The 18,980-nt window shown below is 66.2% G+C and carries 18 protein-coding genes, 1 tRNA gene and 1 pseudogene; 8 read left to right on the top strand and 12 right to left on the bottom strand.

Annotated features, from left to right (window positions below; translation table 11 throughout):
• Positions 1-38 precede the first annotated feature (38 nt).
• From ptsP to EB836_RS13785, 3 genes are all read left to right on the top strand, one after another.
• Positions 39-1,709, top strand: coding sequence for a phosphoenolpyruvate--protein phosphotransferase (ptsP, locus tag EB836_RS13795; protein WP_135541387.1), 1,671 nt, complete (start codon positions 39-41; stop codon positions 1,707-1,709).
• Between the two features lie 117 nt (positions 1,710-1,826).
• Complete coding sequence (locus tag EB836_RS13790) at positions 1,827-2,108, top strand: HPr family phosphocarrier protein (RefSeq protein ID WP_135541385.1); 282 nt, start codon at positions 1,827-1,829, stop codon at positions 2,106-2,108.
• 53 nt (positions 2,109-2,161) lie between these two features.
• Positions 2,162-3,490 (top strand): methyltransferase, encoded by a 1,329-nt coding sequence (locus EB836_RS13785; RefSeq protein ID WP_135541383.1) that lies wholly within the window; start codon positions 2,162-2,164, stop codon positions 3,488-3,490.
• Between the two features lie 45 nt (positions 3,491-3,535).
• Here EB836_RS13785 and EB836_RS13780 read toward each other — a convergent pair whose 3' ends face one another.
• Positions 3,536-4,510, bottom strand: coding sequence for a hypothetical protein (locus EB836_RS13780; RefSeq protein WP_135541381.1), 975 nt, complete (start codon positions 4,508-4,510; stop codon positions 3,536-3,538).
• The gene (locus EB836_RS13775; RefSeq protein WP_135541379.1) at positions 4,507-4,854 is read right to left on the bottom strand and encodes a PadR family transcriptional regulator; all 348 of its coding nucleotides are present in this window, start codon (positions 4,852-4,854) and stop codon (positions 4,507-4,509) included. The genes EB836_RS13780 and EB836_RS13775 overlap by 4 nt, the downstream gene beginning before the upstream one ends.
• 160 nt (positions 4,855-5,014) lie before the next feature.
• Between EB836_RS13775 and EB836_RS13770 the strand changes: the two genes are divergently transcribed.
• Positions 5,015-5,644: an HAD-IA family hydrolase gene (locus tag EB836_RS13770; protein WP_240689983.1), complete on the top strand. Its 630-nt coding sequence runs from the start codon at positions 5,015-5,017 to the stop codon at positions 5,642-5,644.
• Between the two features lie 75 nt (positions 5,645-5,719).
• Here EB836_RS13770 and EB836_RS13765 read toward each other — a convergent pair whose 3' ends face one another.
• Together EB836_RS13765 and EB836_RS13760 are read right to left on the bottom strand one after the other, a co-directional pair.
• Positions 5,720-7,099, bottom strand: a complete 1,380-nt coding sequence (locus EB836_RS13765) for an amino acid permease (RefSeq protein WP_135541377.1) — start codon at positions 7,097-7,099, stop codon at positions 5,720-5,722.
• Between the two features lie 14 nt (positions 7,100-7,113).
• The gene (locus tag EB836_RS13760; protein WP_135541375.1) at positions 7,114-8,760 is read right to left on the bottom strand and encodes an amidohydrolase; all 1,647 of its coding nucleotides are present in this window, start codon (positions 8,758-8,760) and stop codon (positions 7,114-7,116) included.
• Positions 8,761-8,889: 129 nt separating this feature from the next.
• Between EB836_RS13760 and EB836_RS13755 the strand changes: the two genes are divergently transcribed.
• Positions 8,890-9,516, top strand: a complete 627-nt coding sequence (locus EB836_RS13755; RefSeq protein WP_135541373.1) for a TetR/AcrR family transcriptional regulator C-terminal domain-containing protein — start codon at positions 8,890-8,892, stop codon at positions 9,514-9,516.
• 45 nt (positions 9,517-9,561) lie between these two features.
• On the opposite strand, the gene EB836_RS13750 is transcribed toward EB836_RS13755, so the two are convergent.
• The 8 genes from EB836_RS13750 to EB836_RS13715 form a co-directional block, all read right to left on the bottom strand.
• Positions 9,562-10,038 carry a GNAT family N-acetyltransferase gene (locus EB836_RS13750; protein ID WP_135541371.1) on the bottom strand — a complete coding sequence of 159 codons (477 nt, stop codon included), beginning with the start codon at positions 10,036-10,038 and terminating at the stop codon, positions 9,562-9,564.
• 260 nt (positions 10,039-10,298) lie between these two features.
• A tRNA-Leu gene (locus EB836_RS13745) sits at positions 10,299-10,380 on the bottom strand.
• Between the two features lie 93 nt (positions 10,381-10,473).
• On the bottom strand, positions 10,474-10,947 hold the full coding sequence (bcp, locus tag EB836_RS13740) for a thioredoxin-dependent thiol peroxidase (RefSeq protein ID WP_135541369.1): 474 nt from the start codon (positions 10,945-10,947) through the stop codon (positions 10,474-10,476).
• Between the two features lie 149 nt (positions 10,948-11,096).
• Positions 11,097-12,887 (bottom strand): biotin carboxylase N-terminal domain-containing protein, encoded by a 1,791-nt coding sequence (locus EB836_RS13735; protein ID WP_135541367.1) that lies wholly within the window; start codon positions 12,885-12,887, stop codon positions 11,097-11,099.
• A 3-nt stretch (positions 12,888-12,890) separates the two neighbouring features.
• On the bottom strand, positions 12,891-14,531 hold the full coding sequence (locus EB836_RS13730) for an urea amidolyase family protein (RefSeq protein ID WP_135541365.1): 1,641 nt from the start codon (positions 14,529-14,531) through the stop codon (positions 12,891-12,893).
• Positions 14,528-15,313 (bottom strand): putative hydro-lyase, encoded by a 786-nt coding sequence (locus EB836_RS13725; protein ID WP_135541363.1) that lies wholly within the window; start codon positions 15,311-15,313, stop codon positions 14,528-14,530. Before EB836_RS13725 ends, EB836_RS13730 begins: the two co-directional genes overlap by 4 nt.
• Positions 15,310-16,095 (bottom strand): 5-oxoprolinase subunit PxpA, encoded by a 786-nt coding sequence (locus EB836_RS13720; protein ID WP_205683373.1) that lies wholly within the window; start codon positions 16,093-16,095, stop codon positions 15,310-15,312. Before EB836_RS13720 ends, EB836_RS13725 begins: the two co-directional genes overlap by 4 nt.
• Before the next feature lie 2 nt (positions 16,096-16,097).
• Positions 16,098-17,270: an NRAMP family divalent metal transporter gene (locus EB836_RS13715; RefSeq protein ID WP_240690000.1), complete on the bottom strand. Its 1,173-nt coding sequence runs from the start codon at positions 17,268-17,270 to the stop codon at positions 16,098-16,100.
• Positions 17,271-17,602: 332 nt separating this feature from the next.
• Between EB836_RS13715 and EB836_RS13710 the strand changes: the two genes are divergently transcribed.
• From EB836_RS13710 to EB836_RS18510, 3 genes and pseudogenes are all read left to right on the top strand, one after another.
• Entirely contained in the window at positions 17,603-18,241 is a 639-nt protein-coding gene (locus EB836_RS13710; protein WP_135541359.1) for a GntR family transcriptional regulator, read from the top strand.
• A gap of 137 nt (positions 18,242-18,378) precedes the next feature.
• Positions 18,379-18,585 carry a hypothetical protein gene (locus EB836_RS13705; protein WP_135541357.1) on the top strand — a complete coding sequence of 69 codons (207 nt, stop codon included), beginning with the start codon at positions 18,379-18,381 and terminating at the stop codon, positions 18,583-18,585.
• A 93-nt stretch (positions 18,586-18,678) separates the two neighbouring features.
• Positions 18,679-18,855: pseudogene (locus EB836_RS18510) on the top strand (IS256 family transposase); the annotation flags it as partial.
• Positions 18,856-18,980 lie beyond the last annotated feature (125 nt).

Below are 18,980 nucleotides of genomic sequence, written 5' to 3'. Positions count from 1 at the left end.
ACGCTTCGGCAAGATCGGCAAGAGAGGAAGGAATGGGGATGTCCGCAGAGTTCTCAGGTATCGGAGTCGTGCCCGGGCGTGTCATCGCCCCGGCGCTGAACATGCCCGAACCGGTGTCCGCGCCCGTGGCGAAGCCGGCCCCGGCCGACCAGGAAGCGGAGGCGAACAGGATCCGTGAGGCCTCGGCCGCCGTGCACGCCGAACTGCGTGAGCGGTCCGAAACGGTCACCGGTGATGCCCGCGACGTGCTCAAAGCCACGGCGCTCATGGCCAAGGACCCCACGCTGGTGAAGACGGCGATCAAACGCCTGTCCGACACCGATGCGGAGACCGCGATCTGGACGGTGGCTGAGGAGACCGCAGCCCAGTTGGAGAAGCTGGGCGGTTATATGGCCGAACGCGCGGCCGATGTCCTCGATGTGCGTGCCCGCCTCGTCGCCCGACTGCGCGGAGTGCCGGCACCCGGCATCCCGTATTCGGCCGAACCCTTCGTGCTCATCGGCACGGATCTCGCTCCTGCCGACACCGCCACCTTGGATCCCGAGCTCGTGCTCGGCCTGGTCTGCGAGGAGGGCGGACCGCAGAGTCACACGGCCATCCTCGCCCGCTCGTTGGGCATTCCCGCCGTAGTCGCAGCCGCCGGGGTCCGCGACATCCCCGATCGCACCTCCGTCTTCGTCGACGGCGGCACCGGCGTCCTGCGCACCGAACCCGGTGCCGCCGAGGCCGAGCTCGTCGAAGCGTGGAAGGAGACGGCCGGTCGGCTGCAGTCCTTCACCGGTCCCTGCCTGCTCAAGGACGGCACCAGGATCCCGCTGCGTGCCAATGTCGGTGACGGAACTCAGGCACGGGCGGCTGCTGCTGCCGGTGCCGAAGGAGTCGGTCTGCTGCGCACGGAATTCTGCTTCCTCGATCGTGACACCGAACCGACCGTGGAAGAGCAGGCCGAAGCCTACGGGGAGGTGTTCGCGGCCTTCGACGATCACAAGGTCGTCGTGCGCACCCTCGACGCCGGAGCCGACAAACCGCTGCCGTTCCTCACCGACAGCGAAGAACCGAACCCGGCCTTGGGGGTGCGCGGATTCCGGACCAGCCGAAGGGCCCAGGGCGTGCTCGAACGTCAGCTGGAGGCCATCGCCGTGGCCGCGCAGAAACATGCGGTCACCGTTCACGTCATGGCTCCGATGATCGCCACAGCAGAGGAGGCCAAGCAGTTCTCGACGCTCGTCCACGCGGCCGGCCTGCCGGTTGCCGGTGTCATGGTCGAGGTCCCCTCGGCGGCGCTGCAGGCGTCATCGATCCTTGCTGAGGTCGAGTTCACGTCCATCGGCACGAATGATCTGACCCAGTACGTCATGGCCTCTGACCGCATGCTCGGCGGTCTGGCAGAACTCAGCGACTCGTGGCAGCCGGCCGTCCTCCAACTGATCGGCATGGCCGCGACCCAAGGCACCGTTGCCGAGAAATCGGTGGGGGTCTGCGGAGAGGCCGCAGCCGATCCGGCATTGGCCGTCGTGCTCGTCGGACTCGGAGTCACCAGCCTGTCGATGGCACCGCGTGCCCTGTCGGCTGTGGCAGAAGTGCTGACCGGTGTCACCATGGACCAAGCACAGCAGATTGCCCGGCGTGCTCTTACGGCACGGAGTCCGGGCGAGGCGAAAGCCGCGGTTCGAGCCGAGCTGCCGATCCTCGACGAGCTCGGTCTGTGAGCCGGCTCGTCCGGGCGTGAGCCCGAGAGGCACCCAGCGCGACAACCGCACCACCAAGTAGCGTCGAAGAACTCGATCGACCCGCACCCGGGCGGTCTGAACAGGAAGGACAGCGACATGGCAGAGACCATCGCAACCGTTGGAAGCACCGTCGGCCTGCATGCCCGCCCAGCAGCTCTGCTGGCCGAGGCGGCCGGAGACTATGATCTCGAGATCACCATCGCCCTCGAGGGCGAATCCGCCGAGGATGCTCTCGACGCGGCCAGCGTGCTCTCCCTCATGGGCCTCGGCGCGGAATACGGGCAGAAGGTCGTTCTGCGCGCCGAAGGCGACGGTGCCGATGAGGCACTGGCTGCCCTCAAACAGCTCATCGAGTCCGATCACGACGCTGAGGGCTGATCGCTGCACAGCCGATGAGGCGGCAAGCGGTCCGGTCGGATTAGACTGATCGAATGTCCGCCTCCCTGCTGTCCCCTGATTCTGTCGCCGCCCATCGCAGCCGGGATCTGCTGGCGGAATTTCCGCAGCTGCGCGATGTGCCTGGTCTGCCGCAGGCGCGCATGCTCGTCGAATACATCATCGGCCGCCGCCTCCGTGAACTCGACGTGTCCGGTCGTGACGCGGCCGGTGCCTTCATCGACGCCGAAGCGATCGCCGACGCCCCGCATCGCCTCATCGTCGTCGATGATGCCCGCGGACTCCAGGCTCGCCTGCTCAGCGAACTCGCCGAGGTGGCCGTCCATCACGATCGCATCGACGAATCCCGTGCTGCCGCCGAGGCTGCCGACGCTGCGCTGATCACCTCCCTCGAGGAGATCGCCTCGCCCGCCGAGGCGGGGCGTGGGCGCTCGACGCTCGGGTGCGACACGGCGGCCGGCGGAGACGTCCTCGCGGGGGAGAGTGGCCGGGAGACCTGGGCGATCATCAACGCGCCGAAGGCCACGAACGCGCTCGCCGAGTCCATTGCCGCACTCCAGCCGCATGTGTCGCTGATCATCGTCATCGGCCGCAGCGACTCGATGAGTCGGGCGGTGAACAAGGAGCTCTCCCGCGGCTTCGGTCGGGTCGACGTCTCTCCGGGAGTGGGCAAGCACCGGATGATCATCGGCAGCCGACCGCTGTCGTCACCGAGCCTGCCGAGCTTCCCGAAGCGCGGAATCATCGCTCACTCAACAGTCGGAGACCTTGAGGTCAGAGCCCACGGTGCCTGCTTCTCCGGGGTGCGCAGCGACGAAGGTTCGACGCTGCTCCTCGATGCGCTGTTGGCGACTCTGCCCGGAACTGACTCTGACTCTTCGTCTCCGACGACGGTCTCGACCGCCTTACCCGCCGCTGTTGCGGATTCCATCCTTGACCTCGGCTGCGGGAACGGTTGGCTGCTGACCGCTGCCATGCGTGCCACGGGGGCTTCACGGGGAACCGGCGTGGATGTGTCCAAGGCGGCGGTCGCCTCGGCGAGGGCCACAGCGGAGGCGAACGGAATCGACGTCGACATCGTCCTCGGTGATGCCGCGGACGGCGCCGATGCCGACGTGGCGGCCTTGGGGGAGTTCGACCTCGTCGTCCTCAACCCGCCGTTCCATCAGGGCACGACGATCGAAACCGAGACCGCCGCGGCACTCATGGCCACGGCCGCGGCACATCTGGCGCCCGGCGGACAGGTGATCACCGTGTTCAACACGCACCTGCGCTACCGGGATCGCCTCGAAGCCATCATCGGGCCCAGCGAACAGCTGGCCCGGAACAAGAAGTTCACGGTCATCTCCAGCCGCCGCAGCTGAGCTGCACGAGTACTGCGGCCGGGCGTCAGAGGACTGCTGCCGTCCTCATCGGCTCTGCTGGGCGCGATACGTCCGCCACGTACTCACCTGGTCCCAGATCGTGATGATCCAGATTGCTGCGGCCGCGATGATCTGTTGGATGTCGGCGTTCGGAGCGCTCGTGATCTCAGGGTGGAGGACCGGCTGGGTGAGCAGGGCGATGGTGAGGAAGACGGCCATGGCCACATCGATGATCCCGCCGATGATCGCCACGGTCGGTCGCGTCGAGGCATTCACGAACCTGATGATCTCGACCACGGCCAGGAGGGCGAGGAAGCCCCAGTAGCCGAGCAGCCAGCCCGTGCCGAGGTCCGGATTGATGAACGTCCCGCCGTGGTTGATGTGGCCGACGTAGAGCAGGCTCGTCGGGATGAAGGGGATCGTCGCCAACGCGAGGATGAAGACCAGCCCAAGGGCTGCCTCGGCGCGGATCTGCCTGCCGCGGACATCGCGACGATCGAGATCATCGATCGTCCACGCGCCCTTCTGCTGCCCGGGCATGCGGGGCAGGGCCGCGCCGTCGGCACGGCGGTCGCCGAGGCCGATGATGATCGCGATGACGGCGAAGGCGGTCAGCAGTGCGGAGACGGTGTTGCCGACAGTGCTGCCGATCAGTTCCCCGAGCTGGACATCGGGGGTGGTGGCGACGGTGACCACCACGTTGGCGAGCACCGCTATCAGACCGACGATGGGCAGGATCCAGCGCAGTGTCCAGAGGAAGAGGGGGTACGACTTCGGGCCGATGAAGTGCTGCGGCGAGTTCGAATACTCCCGCGACAGCACGGCCGGATCGCCGAGTTCTTCGAGCACTTCGCGTTCGACGGCGGCCGTGTGTTCGGGGTTCGGCTGAGGATCCTCGCCGAGGCGGGCCTCGACCGTATCGTCGATCGTGGCGGTGATCTCGGCGGCGATGTCCGCACGCGTGTTCTCGGGCAGATGACGGACGACGTTGTCGACGTAGATTTCGGTGAGCGCACTCATGGTGTGCCGTCCTTCCAGAGCTTCGTGATGCTGGAGTCGAGTTCGAGCCACTGAGAGTGGAGTGCGGCAGCGACTTCGGCGCCGCTGTCAGTGACGGTGTAGTACTTGCGGGGGCGAGCCTGCTCGGTGCTCCACTCGGATGTGAGTAGGCCCTGCTTCTCGAGTCGTCGCAGCAGGGGATAGAGAGTGTTCGCCTCGGTGGGAATTCCCGCCTCGGTGAGCGTCGTCAGCAGCGAGTAGCCGTACTGCGGGCGGCTGCAGGCGACGAGACTGGCGAAGACGACGGTGCCGCGCCGCAGCTCCAGTTCGTGTGTGGTCAGCGCCTTCTGCGCATCCTCGTTCATGCGACACACTTTAGTGTGTGGGACACACTATTGCAAGAGGCGGGGTATTTTTCGCCACGGCACAGTTTAAGGTGGGCAGCCCAGATTTGAACCTGGGCTATTCGCCTCTAACTGGGCTATTCACTCAAGGGGTGCGGGTATCGGCAGGTAGGGTTGCCGCATGGACTTGAGAAGATGGGTGCTCTTCGACATCGGGGGAGTCCTCGAGGTTGTTGATGACGACACTGTGCGGCCGCAATTCCAGCGTCGGTGGCAGGAGCGATCCGGATTTTCAGTGGAGGAGTACCGAGCACGTCTCCGGGCGGCGGACTTGCCGGTCATCGATCGTCGAGCGGACACGAGAACCGAGTATTGGTCGAAGGTGGGCCGAGCGCTGGAGATGGATTCGGACCTGGCCGAGGCGATGCAGGCGGACATGTGGGACGAGTACTGCGGTCGACTCAACACCGAACTGTTCGACTATGCGGACTCACTCCGATCGCGTGCTGGAGTCGCGATCCTGTCGAATTCGGTCGACGGCGCTCGTTGCGAAGAGGAACGCCGATTCGGGTTCAGTGCAGTCTTCGATCCGATCCTCTACAGTCACGAGACCGGTCTGCTCAAGCCGGAACCGGAGGCCTATGAGAATGCGCTCGAACGCATGGGCGCTGAACCTCAGGACGTGCTCTTCATCGATGACCACGACATCTGCGCAGAGGGTGCTCGTGCCGTGGGCATGAACGCAACCGTGCACCGTGGCAATGCCTCGACGATCGAGACGATTGAGCAGTTTCTTCAGCAGGAGGGCTGAACTGGGCAGGTGTCCTTCCGGTCGGTTCGAATCGGCTGGGCCTCTGCCGACCTTCGAAGCATGATCGACGAGGGGTCACTCGCTCAGGTCAAGCATCGGCGTCGGACGTCTGAAGCCTCGTGTGACGAATGTGAGGTAGCTGGTGCCGATGACGAGCCAGACCAGGCCGATGAGCAGGGTGCGCGGTGACAGGCTCGTCCACAGCCACAGAGTGAGGCAGAACCCGATTCCCGGCAGCACGATGAAGCTCATCACGGCGTGGGCTCCGCGCCGCTTCCCATCGATGATGAAGTGTTTGATCACCGCGAGGTTGACTGCGGAGAACGCGATGAGCGCGCCGAAGCTGATCATCTCCGAGAGGAACCCGAGGTCGATGGCCAATGCGAACAGTGAGACCACTCCAACCGACAGCGTCGCCGGAATCGGGCTGTGGAAACGCGGTGAGAGGCGTCCGAAGAATCTCTTCGGCAGGACACCGTCACGTCCCATTGCGAAGAGGATGCGTGAGACCGAGGCCTGCGAGGTCAGTGCGGACCCGCAGGCGCCGGCGACATAGGCGGCGGTGAAGAAGATCGTGAGGAATTCACCTCCCGCGGCGGCCATGACATCGAGTGCGCCCGAGTCGACGTCGGCGAAGTCATTCGACGGGTAGACGAGTTGAGCGAGGAACGAGAGCACAATGTAGATGAGACCGCCCGTGATGGTGGCGATGACGATCGCGCGAGGTACGGTGCGCTTGGCATCTTTGGCCTCCTCGGACAGGGTCGAGACCGCATCGAAGCCGAGGAACGACAGGCACAGGATCGCGGCGCCGGCCATGACATTGCCGAATCCCTCCGCGGTCCCATCGCCGGTGAACGGGACGGCGAGGTCGACGCTGCCGGTTCCCGACATCGAGGCGATGCCAAGGGCCGCGAAGGTGATGATGAAGATCGCCTGCGCCACGATGATGACGATATTGGCACGTGCCACGGAGACGATGCCGATGACATTGAGGAGGGTGACGAGAACGATCGCGGTGAGCACGAATACCCAGGAGGGGATCATCGGGAACGCGGCGGACAGGTAGATGCCGATGACGAGGTAGTTGATCATCGGCAGGAACAGGTAGTCGAGGAGCAGTGCCCATCCGGCGACGAAGCCGATGCCTGCCCCGAAGCTCTTCTGCGTGTAGGTGTAGGCGGACCCGGCGTAGGGCAGTTCGTGGGCCATCTTTGCGTATGATCTGGCGGTGAAGACCATTGCGAGGAGAGTGATCACGTAGGCCAGCGGCACCCGACCGCCGCTGACCTGAGTGACGATGCCGTAGGTCGTGAAAACCGTGAGGGGCACCATGTAGACAAGGCCGAAGAACACCAGAGACGGGACCCCGAGCGCTCGACGGAGCTGTCCTTCGCCGCCAGCCTGAGGTTTCTCGTCGCCGTGAGGGGCTGTGGTGTCTTGTGGGTGGGGCATCGTCGTCCTTTCGCTCAGGGTGCTGAATGCACGGCAACGCCGCCGAGGTAGGTGGTGTGAACAGGCATCACAGCGAGTTCCCGCGGAGGCAGTTCTCGAAGGTCGCGGTCGAATCTGATGAGATCAGCGCTCGCCCCGGGCCGAATCTCGCCCCAGGCTGCGGGAGAGTGATCGGCGAAGGCTTGGTGGGCCACCGCCGTCGAGTACGCGTCGAGGGCACGATCGATATCGACGATCTCCTCCGGTGTCCATCCGCCGGTTGGTTCGCCCTGCTCGTTCTGTCTGCTTGTGCCGATCGCCAGACCTTCGACGGGCGTGCCCGAGGTGCACGGCCAGTCCGAGCCGAAAGAGAGATCCCCTCCGCTGTCGAGGATGCTGCGCATCCGATACTGCGTGGCTGCCCGTTCCTCGCCGAGGCGGGGGATCGTGAGGACGGTCATGAGGTCATCGAGCTGTGCCCACAGAGGCTGCATGTTCGCGATGACCCCGAGCTCGGCGAAGCGAGCGAGATCTGCGGAATCGACGATCTGGGCGTGGGCGATCACTGGGCGGCGATCGCGGGGCCCGTTCGCGACGATCGCCGATTCGATGGCGTCGAGGGCCTGCCGCACGGCGGCATCGCCGATGGCGTGGATGTGAACCTGGAAGCCCGCGGCGTCGACGGCTCGCACCGCCTCGGCGAGGGTCTCTCCCTCCCACACCCGCAGCCCGTGATTGTGCAGCGAGGAGCAGTAGGGATTGAGCAGTGACCCGGTCTCGTTCTCGACGACCCCGTCGGCAAAGAACTTCACGGTGTTGGCACTGAGGTGCGGATCGGCCAGAGCATCCACGCGCTGCTTGGCTTCGATCATGTCCGGCATCTGGTGCGCGAAATGGCGCGGGTCGGCGTAGAGGGCGAGGTTGAACCGGAGCTTGAGCCGCCCCTGGGCAGAGGCCTTGCAGTAGGTGTCGACGTCGGCCGGCTCGACCCAGGCATCTTGGACCCAGGTGACGCCGCGCTGGAGGTAGTAGTCGGCCGCACATTCGAGAGCGCGGAGCCGAATGGTCTCGTCCAGCGGCGGACGGACGGCGTCGACGAGATCGACCGCGCCCCACTCGCGCAGCGTGCCGAGCGGCGACCCGTCGCCCCGGCGGGGGATCTCACCCAGCATCGGTTCGGGTGTCTCGGCCGTGATGTCGGCGAGTTCAAGGGCCCGCGAATTGCACCATACGGTGTGATAGTCCCAAGCGCGCAGCACGACCGGCCGGTCGGGAACCGCCTCGTCGAGCCAGCGGGCGTCGAAGAGTCCGCCCTCGACGAGGCTGCCGTCATACGATGCGCCGGTGATCCACTCGATGTCCGGGTTCGCTGCGGCGAAACGACGCACCTCGGCGACGACCTCGTCGACGCTGGGACACGAGCGCACCTGCGGTCCCTCCGCTTCGAGCCCGCCGAAGATCGGGTGGGCGTGACCATCGCCGAAGGCGGGCATGAGGAAGCCGCCGTCGAGGTCGACTCTCTCGACGTCTGCACGGGAGGCGAGGGACGCCTCGGCGAGCGAATCCGTGACCAGGGCCGAACCCACCGCGGCGACGATGCCGTCGACGACGAGCAGTGCGTCGCTCGTCTCGCCGGCGGACCCGAGCCAGATGGTGCCATTGTGGAAATGTGAGATCGTCACGTCGATTCTGCTCCCGCTTCGCTGCACGTCTTCGTCGTCCCGTCACGATATACGAACAGTGTTCGTGTCTGTGACTGAGAACACGATACACTCCTAGCGGGAACGATGGAAGAGGAAGGCAGGAGCAAAATGAGGCTCAATCGGCAGCGGCTCGTCGATGCCGCGCTCGTCCTCGTCGACGAGGAGGGTGCTGAAGCTCTGTCGATGCGTACGCTGGCCTCACGTGTCGACAGACAGGTGTCCTCCCTGTACAACCATGTCTCCGGGCGTGCCGAACTCATCGAACTCATGCGCGCCCGCATCGTCTCCGACATCGACGTCGGTCCGTTCGCCTCGGTGTCCTCATCCGCGGACAGGGTGCGCTGGGACGAAGCGCTCGAGTCGTGGGCCCGCTCGTATCTGCGTGCGTTCGCCGCCCACCCCAACCTCATCCGCCTGCTCGCGACGACATCGATCAGCGATCTTTCGACGTATCAGATGTACGACGCAGTAGTCGCGGGCCTGCGCCGAGGCGGCTGGCCGGAGACGAGGACGGTGGCGGTCATGCGCACGGTCGAAGCCCACGTCCTCGGTTCTGCCCTCGACATCATCGCCCCCGACGACCTCATCGCCCAAGACTCTGCGGATGAGCGGTTCTCCGAGATCCGAGCGGCACTCGACCCGCGCTTCGCTGAGTCGTCATCAGCTGTGGCCGCATTTGACCTCGGACTGCGAGCCCTCATCGCGGGTCTGCGCCAGGAGGTGTGCGATTGGTGAACGCTTCCGGCTCCTCTTCCGCGCCGAACTGCGCGAACGAATGGCCTAAGAGCCCGCGGCTTCGGCTGCCGGCTTCGCGTCATAGGTGACCCAGTTCGTCCGCGAGGCGACCTTCTCATAGAGCACCTGGGCCCGCTCGTTGTCGGATGCGGTGATCCAGCGGACGACGGAGCGCCCCTCCTCGGCGGCGATGGTCTGCAGCCGGGCGATGAGGGTACGTCCGGCGCCGGAACCGCGTTCCTCGGGGTCGGTGAAGAGGTCGTCGAGCCAGATTCCCGTCGACCCGGTCGACGGGCGAGCGAAGCGGCGGTAGTCGGCGATGGCGATGATCCGCCCGTCCACCTCGGCGACGAGGCTCTGCACCTCATGATCAGGCTCGGTGATCCATCCCCACACCCGGGAGACGATCTCTTCGGACTCGGGCAGCCGGTAGAACTCACGATAGGCGCGGAAGAGTTCCTTCCAGCGGGCTTCGTCGGCAGGGGCGGTGGGGCGGATCGTCGGTGCTGAAGATGACGTCATCGTCGTCCTTTCTGTGGTTCCGGCGCGGCTACCTCTGCGGTCCCGGGGCAACAAACCTCTCCGGTTCTGGGGCAATCACCACATTACGTTCAGCACCTCTGTTTGCGTACTGATGGCAGGGACGCAATGTGGAAATCGGTGTACGAAATGTAGGGCGGTGTGCATCTTTTGTGATGGGCGAACGAGCGTGGACGATGAGCGTCGGAGAATGAAAGATCCCCGGTGCGGAAACTGTTCGATCTCCACACCGGGGACTGCGGTACGCGAGAGGGGACTTGAACCCCTACGTCCGAAGACACTGGAACCTAAATCCAGCGCGTCTACCAATTCCGCCACTCGCGCCGAACGCCCGCCGAGGCGACCGCGACGCCCTCAAGATTAGCAGGGGCGTCGCGGGATGCTGAAAACCTCGGCCGCGGTCGCGCGAGCGGTCGCTCAGGCTGCGTCGATGCCCAGCGCCTTGCGCACGCGGGCGACGTGTCCGGTGGCCTTGACGTTGTACTGGGCGAGTTCGACCTTGCCCTCGGCATCGACGACGACGGTCGAGCGGATGACGCCCTGGACGACCTTGCCGTAGTTCTTCTTCTCGCCGAAGGCACCCCAGGCGGTCATCATCGACTTGTCCTCGTCGGAGAGGAGGTCGAAGTTCAGGCCCTCCTTCTCGATGAACTGCTGCAGCTTCTCCGGCTTGTCCGGAGAGATGCCCAGCACGTTGATCCCGGCGGCCTTGAGCGCCGAGAGCGAATCCCGGAAATCGCACGCCTCGGTCGTGCAGCCCGGGGTCATGGCGGCCGGGTAGAAGTAGACGACGACCCGCTGGCCCTTGAAGTCGCTGAGGCTCACGGACTTCCCGTCCTGATTGACGAGGGTGAAGTCCGGGGCGGTGTCGCCGACTGACAGACGTGACATGAATGTTCCTCCTGAGGTGGACGCTATCGGTGGTGGATAACCATTGCTGTCCACCACTCTATTCCGTTGTCGCCTGGGATGCCTCAGCCGATGCGTGCGATGGACTGGGCGATGCCGCAGCCGATGCGTGCGATGGACTGGCCGATGCCTCAGCCGATGCGTGCGATGGCCTGGTCGACCGCGACGACATCGCCGACGGCCGCGACCCGGTGGAACGTGCCCGCGACCGGTGCTTCGACCCGGGTCTCCATCTTCATCGCCGACAGCACGGCGACCTCGTCTCCGGCGGCGACTTCGGCACCGTCGTCGACGAGGAAGTCGACGAGGCTGCCGGGCACAGGTGCGGTGACATCCCCGGCGACGGCCCCTCCTTCGCCTCCCCTCGCCGAGGCGGCTCCACCGTGGCCGGCGGCACTGCTGTCACCGCCCTGATCGGTGCTGCCCTGACCGGCCCCACCGGCCGAACCGAGGGCGGCGAGCAGCCCGGCGGGCAGCCCGAGGGTCGTGAGCTTCCCGTCGATCTCGATCTGCATCCGCTGCATCTGACCACCCGATCCCGGTGTGGGACGGTCCTGCGCCTCGAAGCGCGGCAGCAGCTCGGATTCGATCCACTGAGTGTGGATGCCCTCGACGCCGTCTTCCCCGAGGCGGGTGAACGCCTCGTCGGACAGGATCGCCAGCGAACACGGCAGCACGGTGGCCGGCCCTTCGACGTGGAGTTCCTTGGCCGCGGTGATCGTCCGGGCGATTGCCGCAGTCCGGCCGGGACCGTGGACGATGAGCTTGGCGAAGAGGGAGTCGAAGGCCGGCTGCACCGTGTCACCGGCACGGAGACCGGAATCCCAGCGGATGCCGGGCCCGCCGGGCACGTCGAGGACGTCGATGCGGCCCGGGGTGGGCAGGAAGCCGCGGCCGGGGTCCTCGGCGTTGATGCGCAGCTCGATCGCATGCCCCTGCGGCCGTGGTGTCGAGTCGAGCGACAGGCCGTCGCCGAAGGCGATGCGGAACTGTTCGGCGACGAGGTCGATCCCGGTCGTCGCCTCGGTGACAGGGTGTTCGACCTGGAGCCGGGTGTTGACTTCGAGGAACGTCATGGTGCCGTCGGCGGCGAGGAGGAATTCGACGGTGCCGGCACCGCGGTAGTCCACCTCGGCGCAGATCGCTTCGGCCGAACGGTGCAGGCGCTCGCGCTGATCCGCCGACAAACCCGGGGCGGGTGCCTCCTCGATGAGTTTCTGGTTGCGGCGCTGCGCGGAGCAGTCGCGATCACCGACGGCCACGACACGACCCTGACCGTCGCCGACGATCTGGACTTCGAGGTGACGGGGACGTTCGAGGTATTTCTCGACGAAGCATTCGGAGCGACCGAACGCCTCGGCGGCCTCACGGGTCGCTGAATCGAAGGCGCCGGCCACGTCGGTGAGCTCGTGGACGATCTTCATGCCGCGCCCGCCGCCGCCGTGGGCGGCCTTGATGATGATCGGCAGTCCCGCCTCGGCGGCGAAGGACTCAACCTCGCTCGCATCCTTCAGGGGCTGGTCGATGCCCGGCGCCAGGGGAGCGCCGACCTTCTGCGCGAGCTGGCGGGCAGTGACCTTGTCGCCGAGTGCCGTGATGGTCTCCGCGCTCGGGCCGATCCAGATGAGCCCGGCGGCCTCGACGGCGGCGGCGAAGTCCGCGTTCTCCGACAGAAAACCGTAGCCGGGGTGGACGGCATCGGCCCCGGCGGCCCGCGCCGCGCTGAGGATCGATTCGATGTTGAGGTAGGTCTCACCCGCACCGGTCCCGGGCAGAGCGAAGGCTTCGTCGGCGAGGCGCACATGCATGGCGTCGGCGTCCTGATCGGCGTAGACGGCCACCGAGGTGTGCCCGTGTTCGGCGCAGGCGCGGATGATGCGGACGGCGATTTCTCCGCGATTGGCGATGAGGATGGTCGACATGATTCAGCTTTCGTTCTCGTGTGTGCGGGGTGCCTCGTGTGCACGGGCAGAGGTGGTGAAGCGCAGCGTGACACCCGGAGCCAGCTGCGCGGCGAGGTCGGTGTCGTCGACGCTGGCGATGATCGGGTAGCCGCCGGTGAGCGGATGGTCGGGGCCGAAGAGCACCGGCTGTCCGTTCGGCGGGACCTGCAGCGCCCCGGTGACCGCGCCCTCGCTCGGCAGCTCGCCGGTGCGGGCACGTTCGAGCGGGACCTCACCGGACAGGCGCAGCCCGACCCGGTCGGATTCGTGGGTGACCGTCCACTCCTGAGACAGGAGCGTGTCGATGCCGGCCGAGGTGAACCAGTCCTCCCGCGGGCCCAAGGTCACCGTCAGAGTCACGGTCTGACCGGGCTGGGGCAGGTCGCGTGCGGCAGCTGGGACCGGATCGACGAGGTGGGGTGCGGCGACGGGGGTGTGCAGGTCGAGCGTCGTGCCCTTGCCGAGGGCTGCCGGCCCGAGTCCCGCGAGTGTGTCCGCCGACGCACTGTCCAAGGCCGTGGTGACGTCGATGCCGCCGCGGAGGGCGAGGTAGCGGTGGATGCCGCGGGTGGTGGTGCCGAGTTCGAGTTCGTCCCCGTCGGCCACAGCGAAGGCCTCGCCGAGGCGGGGCGTGTACACCCTGCCATCGCCGGCGGTGACGGTGATCGTCCCGTCGGCTCCGGCGACCGCGGCGACTCCTTCACCGGTGAACCGCAGCCGTGCCCCGCCGCCGAAGCTCTCGAGTCCGGCCGCGTCTTCGGCGTTTCCGACGAGCCGGTTCGCGGTCGTCAGGGCCGTGCGGTCGGCGGCTCCGGCACTGCTGACGCCCATCGAGGCGAAGCCGGGACGCCCGAGGTCTTGGACGAGCAGCTGCAGACCGGGGCGGAGGACCTCGAGGGTGTGTGCCGATGACGCGCTCGCCTCCGTCGCCGGAGCAGACGCGCCGGCCTGTTCGTCCGCGCTCGCGCTCGCTGCCTCGTGTCCCACGCTGATGGAGTCCCGCTCCGCATCGGTGAACTTCACGATCGTGCCGGGGACGAACAGAGCCGGGGGCTGCTGGTCGAGATCCCACAGTCTCACTTCGGTGCGTCCGATGAGCTGCCACCCGCCGGGGGAGGATCGAGGGTAGACGCCGGTGAACTCGCCGGCCAGGGCCACCGAACCCACGGGCACACGGGTGCGCGGGGAAGAGCGGCGAGGAACATCGAAGAGTTCGTCGTCACCGGCGAGGTAGCCGAAACCGGGAGCGAACCCGGCGAATGCGACCTCCCAGGTCGCCGCTTGGTGACGGGCGATGACCTCGGTGGGGGAGACGGAGAGGAGTTCGGCCACCTCGGCGAGGTCTTCCCCGTCGTAGGTCACCGGGATGCTGACCTCCCGAGCCGCAGCCCAGGCGGATTCGGTGCGGTCGAGCCCGCGGATCGCCCGCTCGAGGATCCCGGCGCCGGTGCGGCGGGGATCGAAGTCGATGAGCACGGTGCGGGCGGCGGGGATGAGCTCGACGACGCCGGGCAGGTCAGCCGTCTCCAGGCTCTGGTGCAGGGTCATCGTCGCAGCCAGGTCGGCGCATTCGACGAGGAGGTGACGCCGGGAAGCGGTGTGGAAGGTCAGGTCGGTCGTCATCGGCGGTAGGTGTCTTCCGGTTCGTCGGTGATGAACATCTTCCCTGGTGAGTGCGTGATCGCAAACGGCACCCCCGAGGCTTGGACGGCTGCCTGCGGGGTGACTCCGCACGCCCAGAACACGGGAATGTCACCGTCGGCGATGGCCGGGGCGTCTCCGAAATCCGGTGTGCTCAGGTCGGTGATGCCGATCTGAGCGGGTTCGCCGATGTGGACGGGAGCGCCGTGGACGGCGGGGAAGCGGTCGGTGATGCGCACCGCCTCGGCGACCTGGGCGGCCGGGATCGGGCGCATGGACACGACCATGTCTCCGCTGATCCGACCGGCCGGGGCGCACGCGGTGGAGGTGCGGTACATCGGCACATTGCGTCCGGCGTCCTGGTGGCGGATCGGGATGCCCGCCTCGGTGAGTCCGTTTTCGAAGGTGAAGGAGCAGCCGATGAGGAAGGACACGAGGTTCGGGTGTTCCTCCCACGCATGCGTGGCGTCGGTGACCTCTCCGGTGAGCTGGCCGTTCTCCCAGATCCGGTAGCCGGGGATGTCGGTGCGCAGATCGCTGCCCGGGGCCAGACCCGATTCGACCTGCCCGGGTTCGAGGACGTCGATGACCGGGCACGGCTTCGGGTTGCGTTGGGTGAACAGCAGGACGTCGAAGGCCCAGTCGGCGGGCACGGAGATGAGGTTCGCCTGGACGAGGCCCGGCGCCATCCCCGAGGTGGGCTCCGAGGCCCCGGCCCGGATGCGGGCGCGGGCTTCGGCACCGGCGGTGGACTTCGCGCTCATCGCCCGGCTCCGGCGAATGCGGCGATGGTGACCCCTTCGGATTCGAGGAGCTCGCGCGCGGCGCGGGCCATGTCGATCGATCCCTGCGAATCGCCGTGGAAGCAGATCGATTGGGCGTCGACATCGACGAGGCTGCCGTCGATCGCTTCGACCTGACCGGTCTGGACGAGACGCAGCACGCGGGCGGCCACGGCCTCGGGGTCGTGGAGGACGGCATTCGGCTCGCTGCGGGAGACCAGGGAACCGTCGGGGTTGTACGCGCGGTCGGCGAAGGCTTCGGCGGCGACCGTCAGACCGGCCTCGGCGGCAACCCGGTTGGCCACGCTGCCGGCGAGGCCCAAGAAGACAAGGGAGTCGTCGACGGCCTTGACCGCATCGACGACGACCTTCGCCTGCGCCTGGTCGCGGACGATCGCGTTGTACAGCCCGCCGTGCGGCTTGACGTAGGAGACCGTGCCGCCGACCGCGGTGGTCAGGCCGAGGAGGGCGCCGATCTGGTATTCGACCTGAGCCTGCAGGGTTGCGGCCGGGACGTCGAGGGCGCGTCGACCGAAGCCTTCGTAGTCGTCGTAGCCGGGGTGGGCGCCGATGACGACGCCGCCGCGGGTGGCGGCATCGACGGTGGCCCGGATGCCTTCGGGGTTGCCGGCATGGAAGCCGCACGAGACGTTGGCGCTCGTGACGAGGCCGAGCATGGCCGCATCGTCGCTGACGACACGGTCGGGTACGTTCTCCCCGAGGTCAGAGTTGAGGTCGATTCTCAGTTCGTTCGTGGTGGTCATTGTCACCCTCCGATTCCGATCATTGCGAAGATGGGGCCGATGGACTGCACAGCCGTGTACCACGTGACCAGTGTTGCCGCGGTGCCGATGATGAGCAACCACTTCGGGTACGCGTCCGTGCTCAGCAGGCGTGGTCTGAACCAGCCGATGTACATGAAGATCGTCAGGCCGATGGGCAGGATGAGGCCGTTGAAGCCGCCGACGAAGACGAGCAGCGTAGCCGGTGCGGTGCCGACGATGAGGTAGACGATGAGTGAGACGACGATGAAGGTCACGGTCGCCAGCTGCAGCGGCCAGCCGCCTGCGAGGCGCGTGGAGAACGCCGAGAGGAAGGTCGCCGAGGTGTAGGCGGCGCCGATGACCGAGCTCAGTGCCGCAGCCCAGAAGATCGCCCCGAAGATGCGCATTCCGGCATCGCCGAGCACGGCGGCGAAGGCCTGACCGGCCGGGTTCGCGACATTCGAGTCGAGGTCGAGGGCGACTCCGGAGGCGACGACGCCGAGGATGGCGAGGAAGAGCACGTAGCGCATGATGCCGGTGACGAGGATTCCCGACAGCGCCGAGCGCATGACCGAGGGAGCGTGCTGCGGTCCGATCTTGCCCGAGTCGAGGTAGCGGTGAGCGCCGGAGTAGGTGATGTAGCCGCCGACTGTGCCGCCGACGATGGTCGTCACGGTCGCGAAGTTGATGGTGTCGGGGACGAAGGACTGCTTGATCGCCTCGCCGACGGGCGGATTCGACACGATCGCGACGATGCAGGTGAGGATGATCATCCCGACGCCGAGGACGAGCACGACGGTGTCGACGACCTTGCCGGCGCGTTTGAACAGGAAGATCCCGATGGCCAGCACTCCTGTGACGAGACCGCCGAGCTTCGGGTCGATGCCCAGCAGCGCGTTGAGGCCGAGGCCACCGCCGGCGATGTTGCCGATGTTGAAGGCCAGGCCGCCGATGACGATGAGGATCGAGAGGACGATGCCCGATCCGGGGACGGCCGAGGATGCCAGCTGCGCGGCGCGTTTGCCCGAGGAGGTCACCATCCGCCAGACATTGAGCTGAATGGCGATGTCGATGAGGATCGACACGAAGATCGCGAAGGCGAAGGCCGCACCCATCTGGGCGGTGAACGTGGCCGTCTGCGTGATGAATCCCGGCCCGATCGCCGAGGTGGCCATGAGGAAGATGGCACCGATGATGGCGGTGCGGCTGATCTTGCCGTCTAAGGTGTTCGGCTGCGAACCGGTGGCGGCGTTCGAGGAGGAACCGGATGGTTGGGGTTCCGGTGATTGCGACATTGGAGTCTCCGACTGTGTGACGGGGCCTGGTGTGGTGACGATCCGAAAGCGAAATCGAGGTGACCGCAGTGTCGGCGCTCGACCGCAATCCGGAAGATCGCTATACAATCTAGCATTGATTGTTCAACAGAGGTAGACCCAGATCACATTTTCTTGCGGAAACTGTCGACAGAACGTCACCGATGATGGGCATGTGTCATTAGGATGGAGGTGTGAATCACGAATCCTCCCTGGTCAACAGACTCACCGAGCGGCTCATCGCCGGTGAGTTGCGCCCCGGCGACCGCTTGTCCGAAACGTCTCTGGCCAAGGAGTTCGACGTCTCCCGCAATACCCTGCGCGAAGCGTTCCGGGTGCTCGGGGAGCAGGGGCTGGTCACACATATCCCGCACCGAGGCGTGTCCGTGGCCTCGCCGAGCACGGCCGACGTCATCGACATCTACCGGGTCCGTCATCACGTCGAATGCTCGGTGCTCGAGCACGCGCAGAGGAACCACCCGAACGCGACGCAGATGAGAGCGGCCATCGAAGCCGCGGAAACTGCGGCGGCGGCCGAGGACTGGATGAGCGTGGGCACGGCGAACATGGCCTTCCACAACGCGGTGGTCTCGCTCTCGGACAGCAGGCGGCTGATGCGTTCGTTTGCCAATGTGCTCGCCGAGCTGCGTTTGGCCTTCCTCAAGGTCGAGGTCCTCGACTATCTGCACGCGCCGTTCATCGGCCGCAATCACCAGGTGCTCGAGACCTACCTCGAGGACAGCCCGGGCGCCGCCGCGGAGAAGCTTGCAACCTACCTCGGAGACTCCGAGCGTCAGGTCCTCGGCGCCTATGCTCGGGCCGGCCAAGCCTGAGCGAATCGCGTCCGGCACACATCTGCGACTGCTAGTCTGAAAACGACGGTGCGTGCAGATTGCATGCGCTCATGTCGGCCCGTGGCCCGCATGCCCAATGACAGGTCAGCGGAGTCTGGCCCATGAGGAGCATCTGTATGAGATATGCACCATTCCTGTGTCCGGACTGCTACTGCCGTCTCATCGACACCGCCGGCACCATCGAACCCGGCGCCGAGGCGCCACTGGCGAATGCCCCGCTGCTCGAGTGCGAGGCCGGGTGCGGAGTCTCCGACAAGGCGCTCCGACCGTACCGGACTCGGATGGACAATCGAGTCCGTCCCGGGATCAAGAGCCGCAGATGAGGGCTATAGGCCAAAATGTGTGTACAGGATAGCCTGCTTGCCCAGTAGCCAGTGGCGCAAGACTGGATTGAACATGCTCTGCAACCATGTTCAGTGCCCAATCCCAGAAATCACCCCGTCTGTCGTGTATGTGCAAACAAGCTCGTCAAGAATGGCAAAACCGGTGCCGGACGCACCAGATGGCGGTGCAAACACTGCGGCTGTTCAGCGACTCAGAAGCGCACCGATTCGGCGAAGAAGGCCGACTTCACCAGCTTCATCGTATGGCTGACCAGCACGCAGCCACGAGGCGATTTCGCTACCAGCACTCGCACCTTCACACGAAAGATTCAATGGTGCTGGAACGTAACCCCCAGGGTGGTCCCGACAGGCGAGATCCATGACCAGATCATGCT

Source organism: Brevibacterium sp. S111, from assembly GCF_004745075.1.
GTDB lineage: Bacteria > Actinomycetota > Actinomycetes > Actinomycetales > Brevibacteriaceae > Brevibacterium.
Note: the sequence above shows the minus strand (reverse complement) of the source record. Positions and strands in the feature narration are given on the sequence as shown.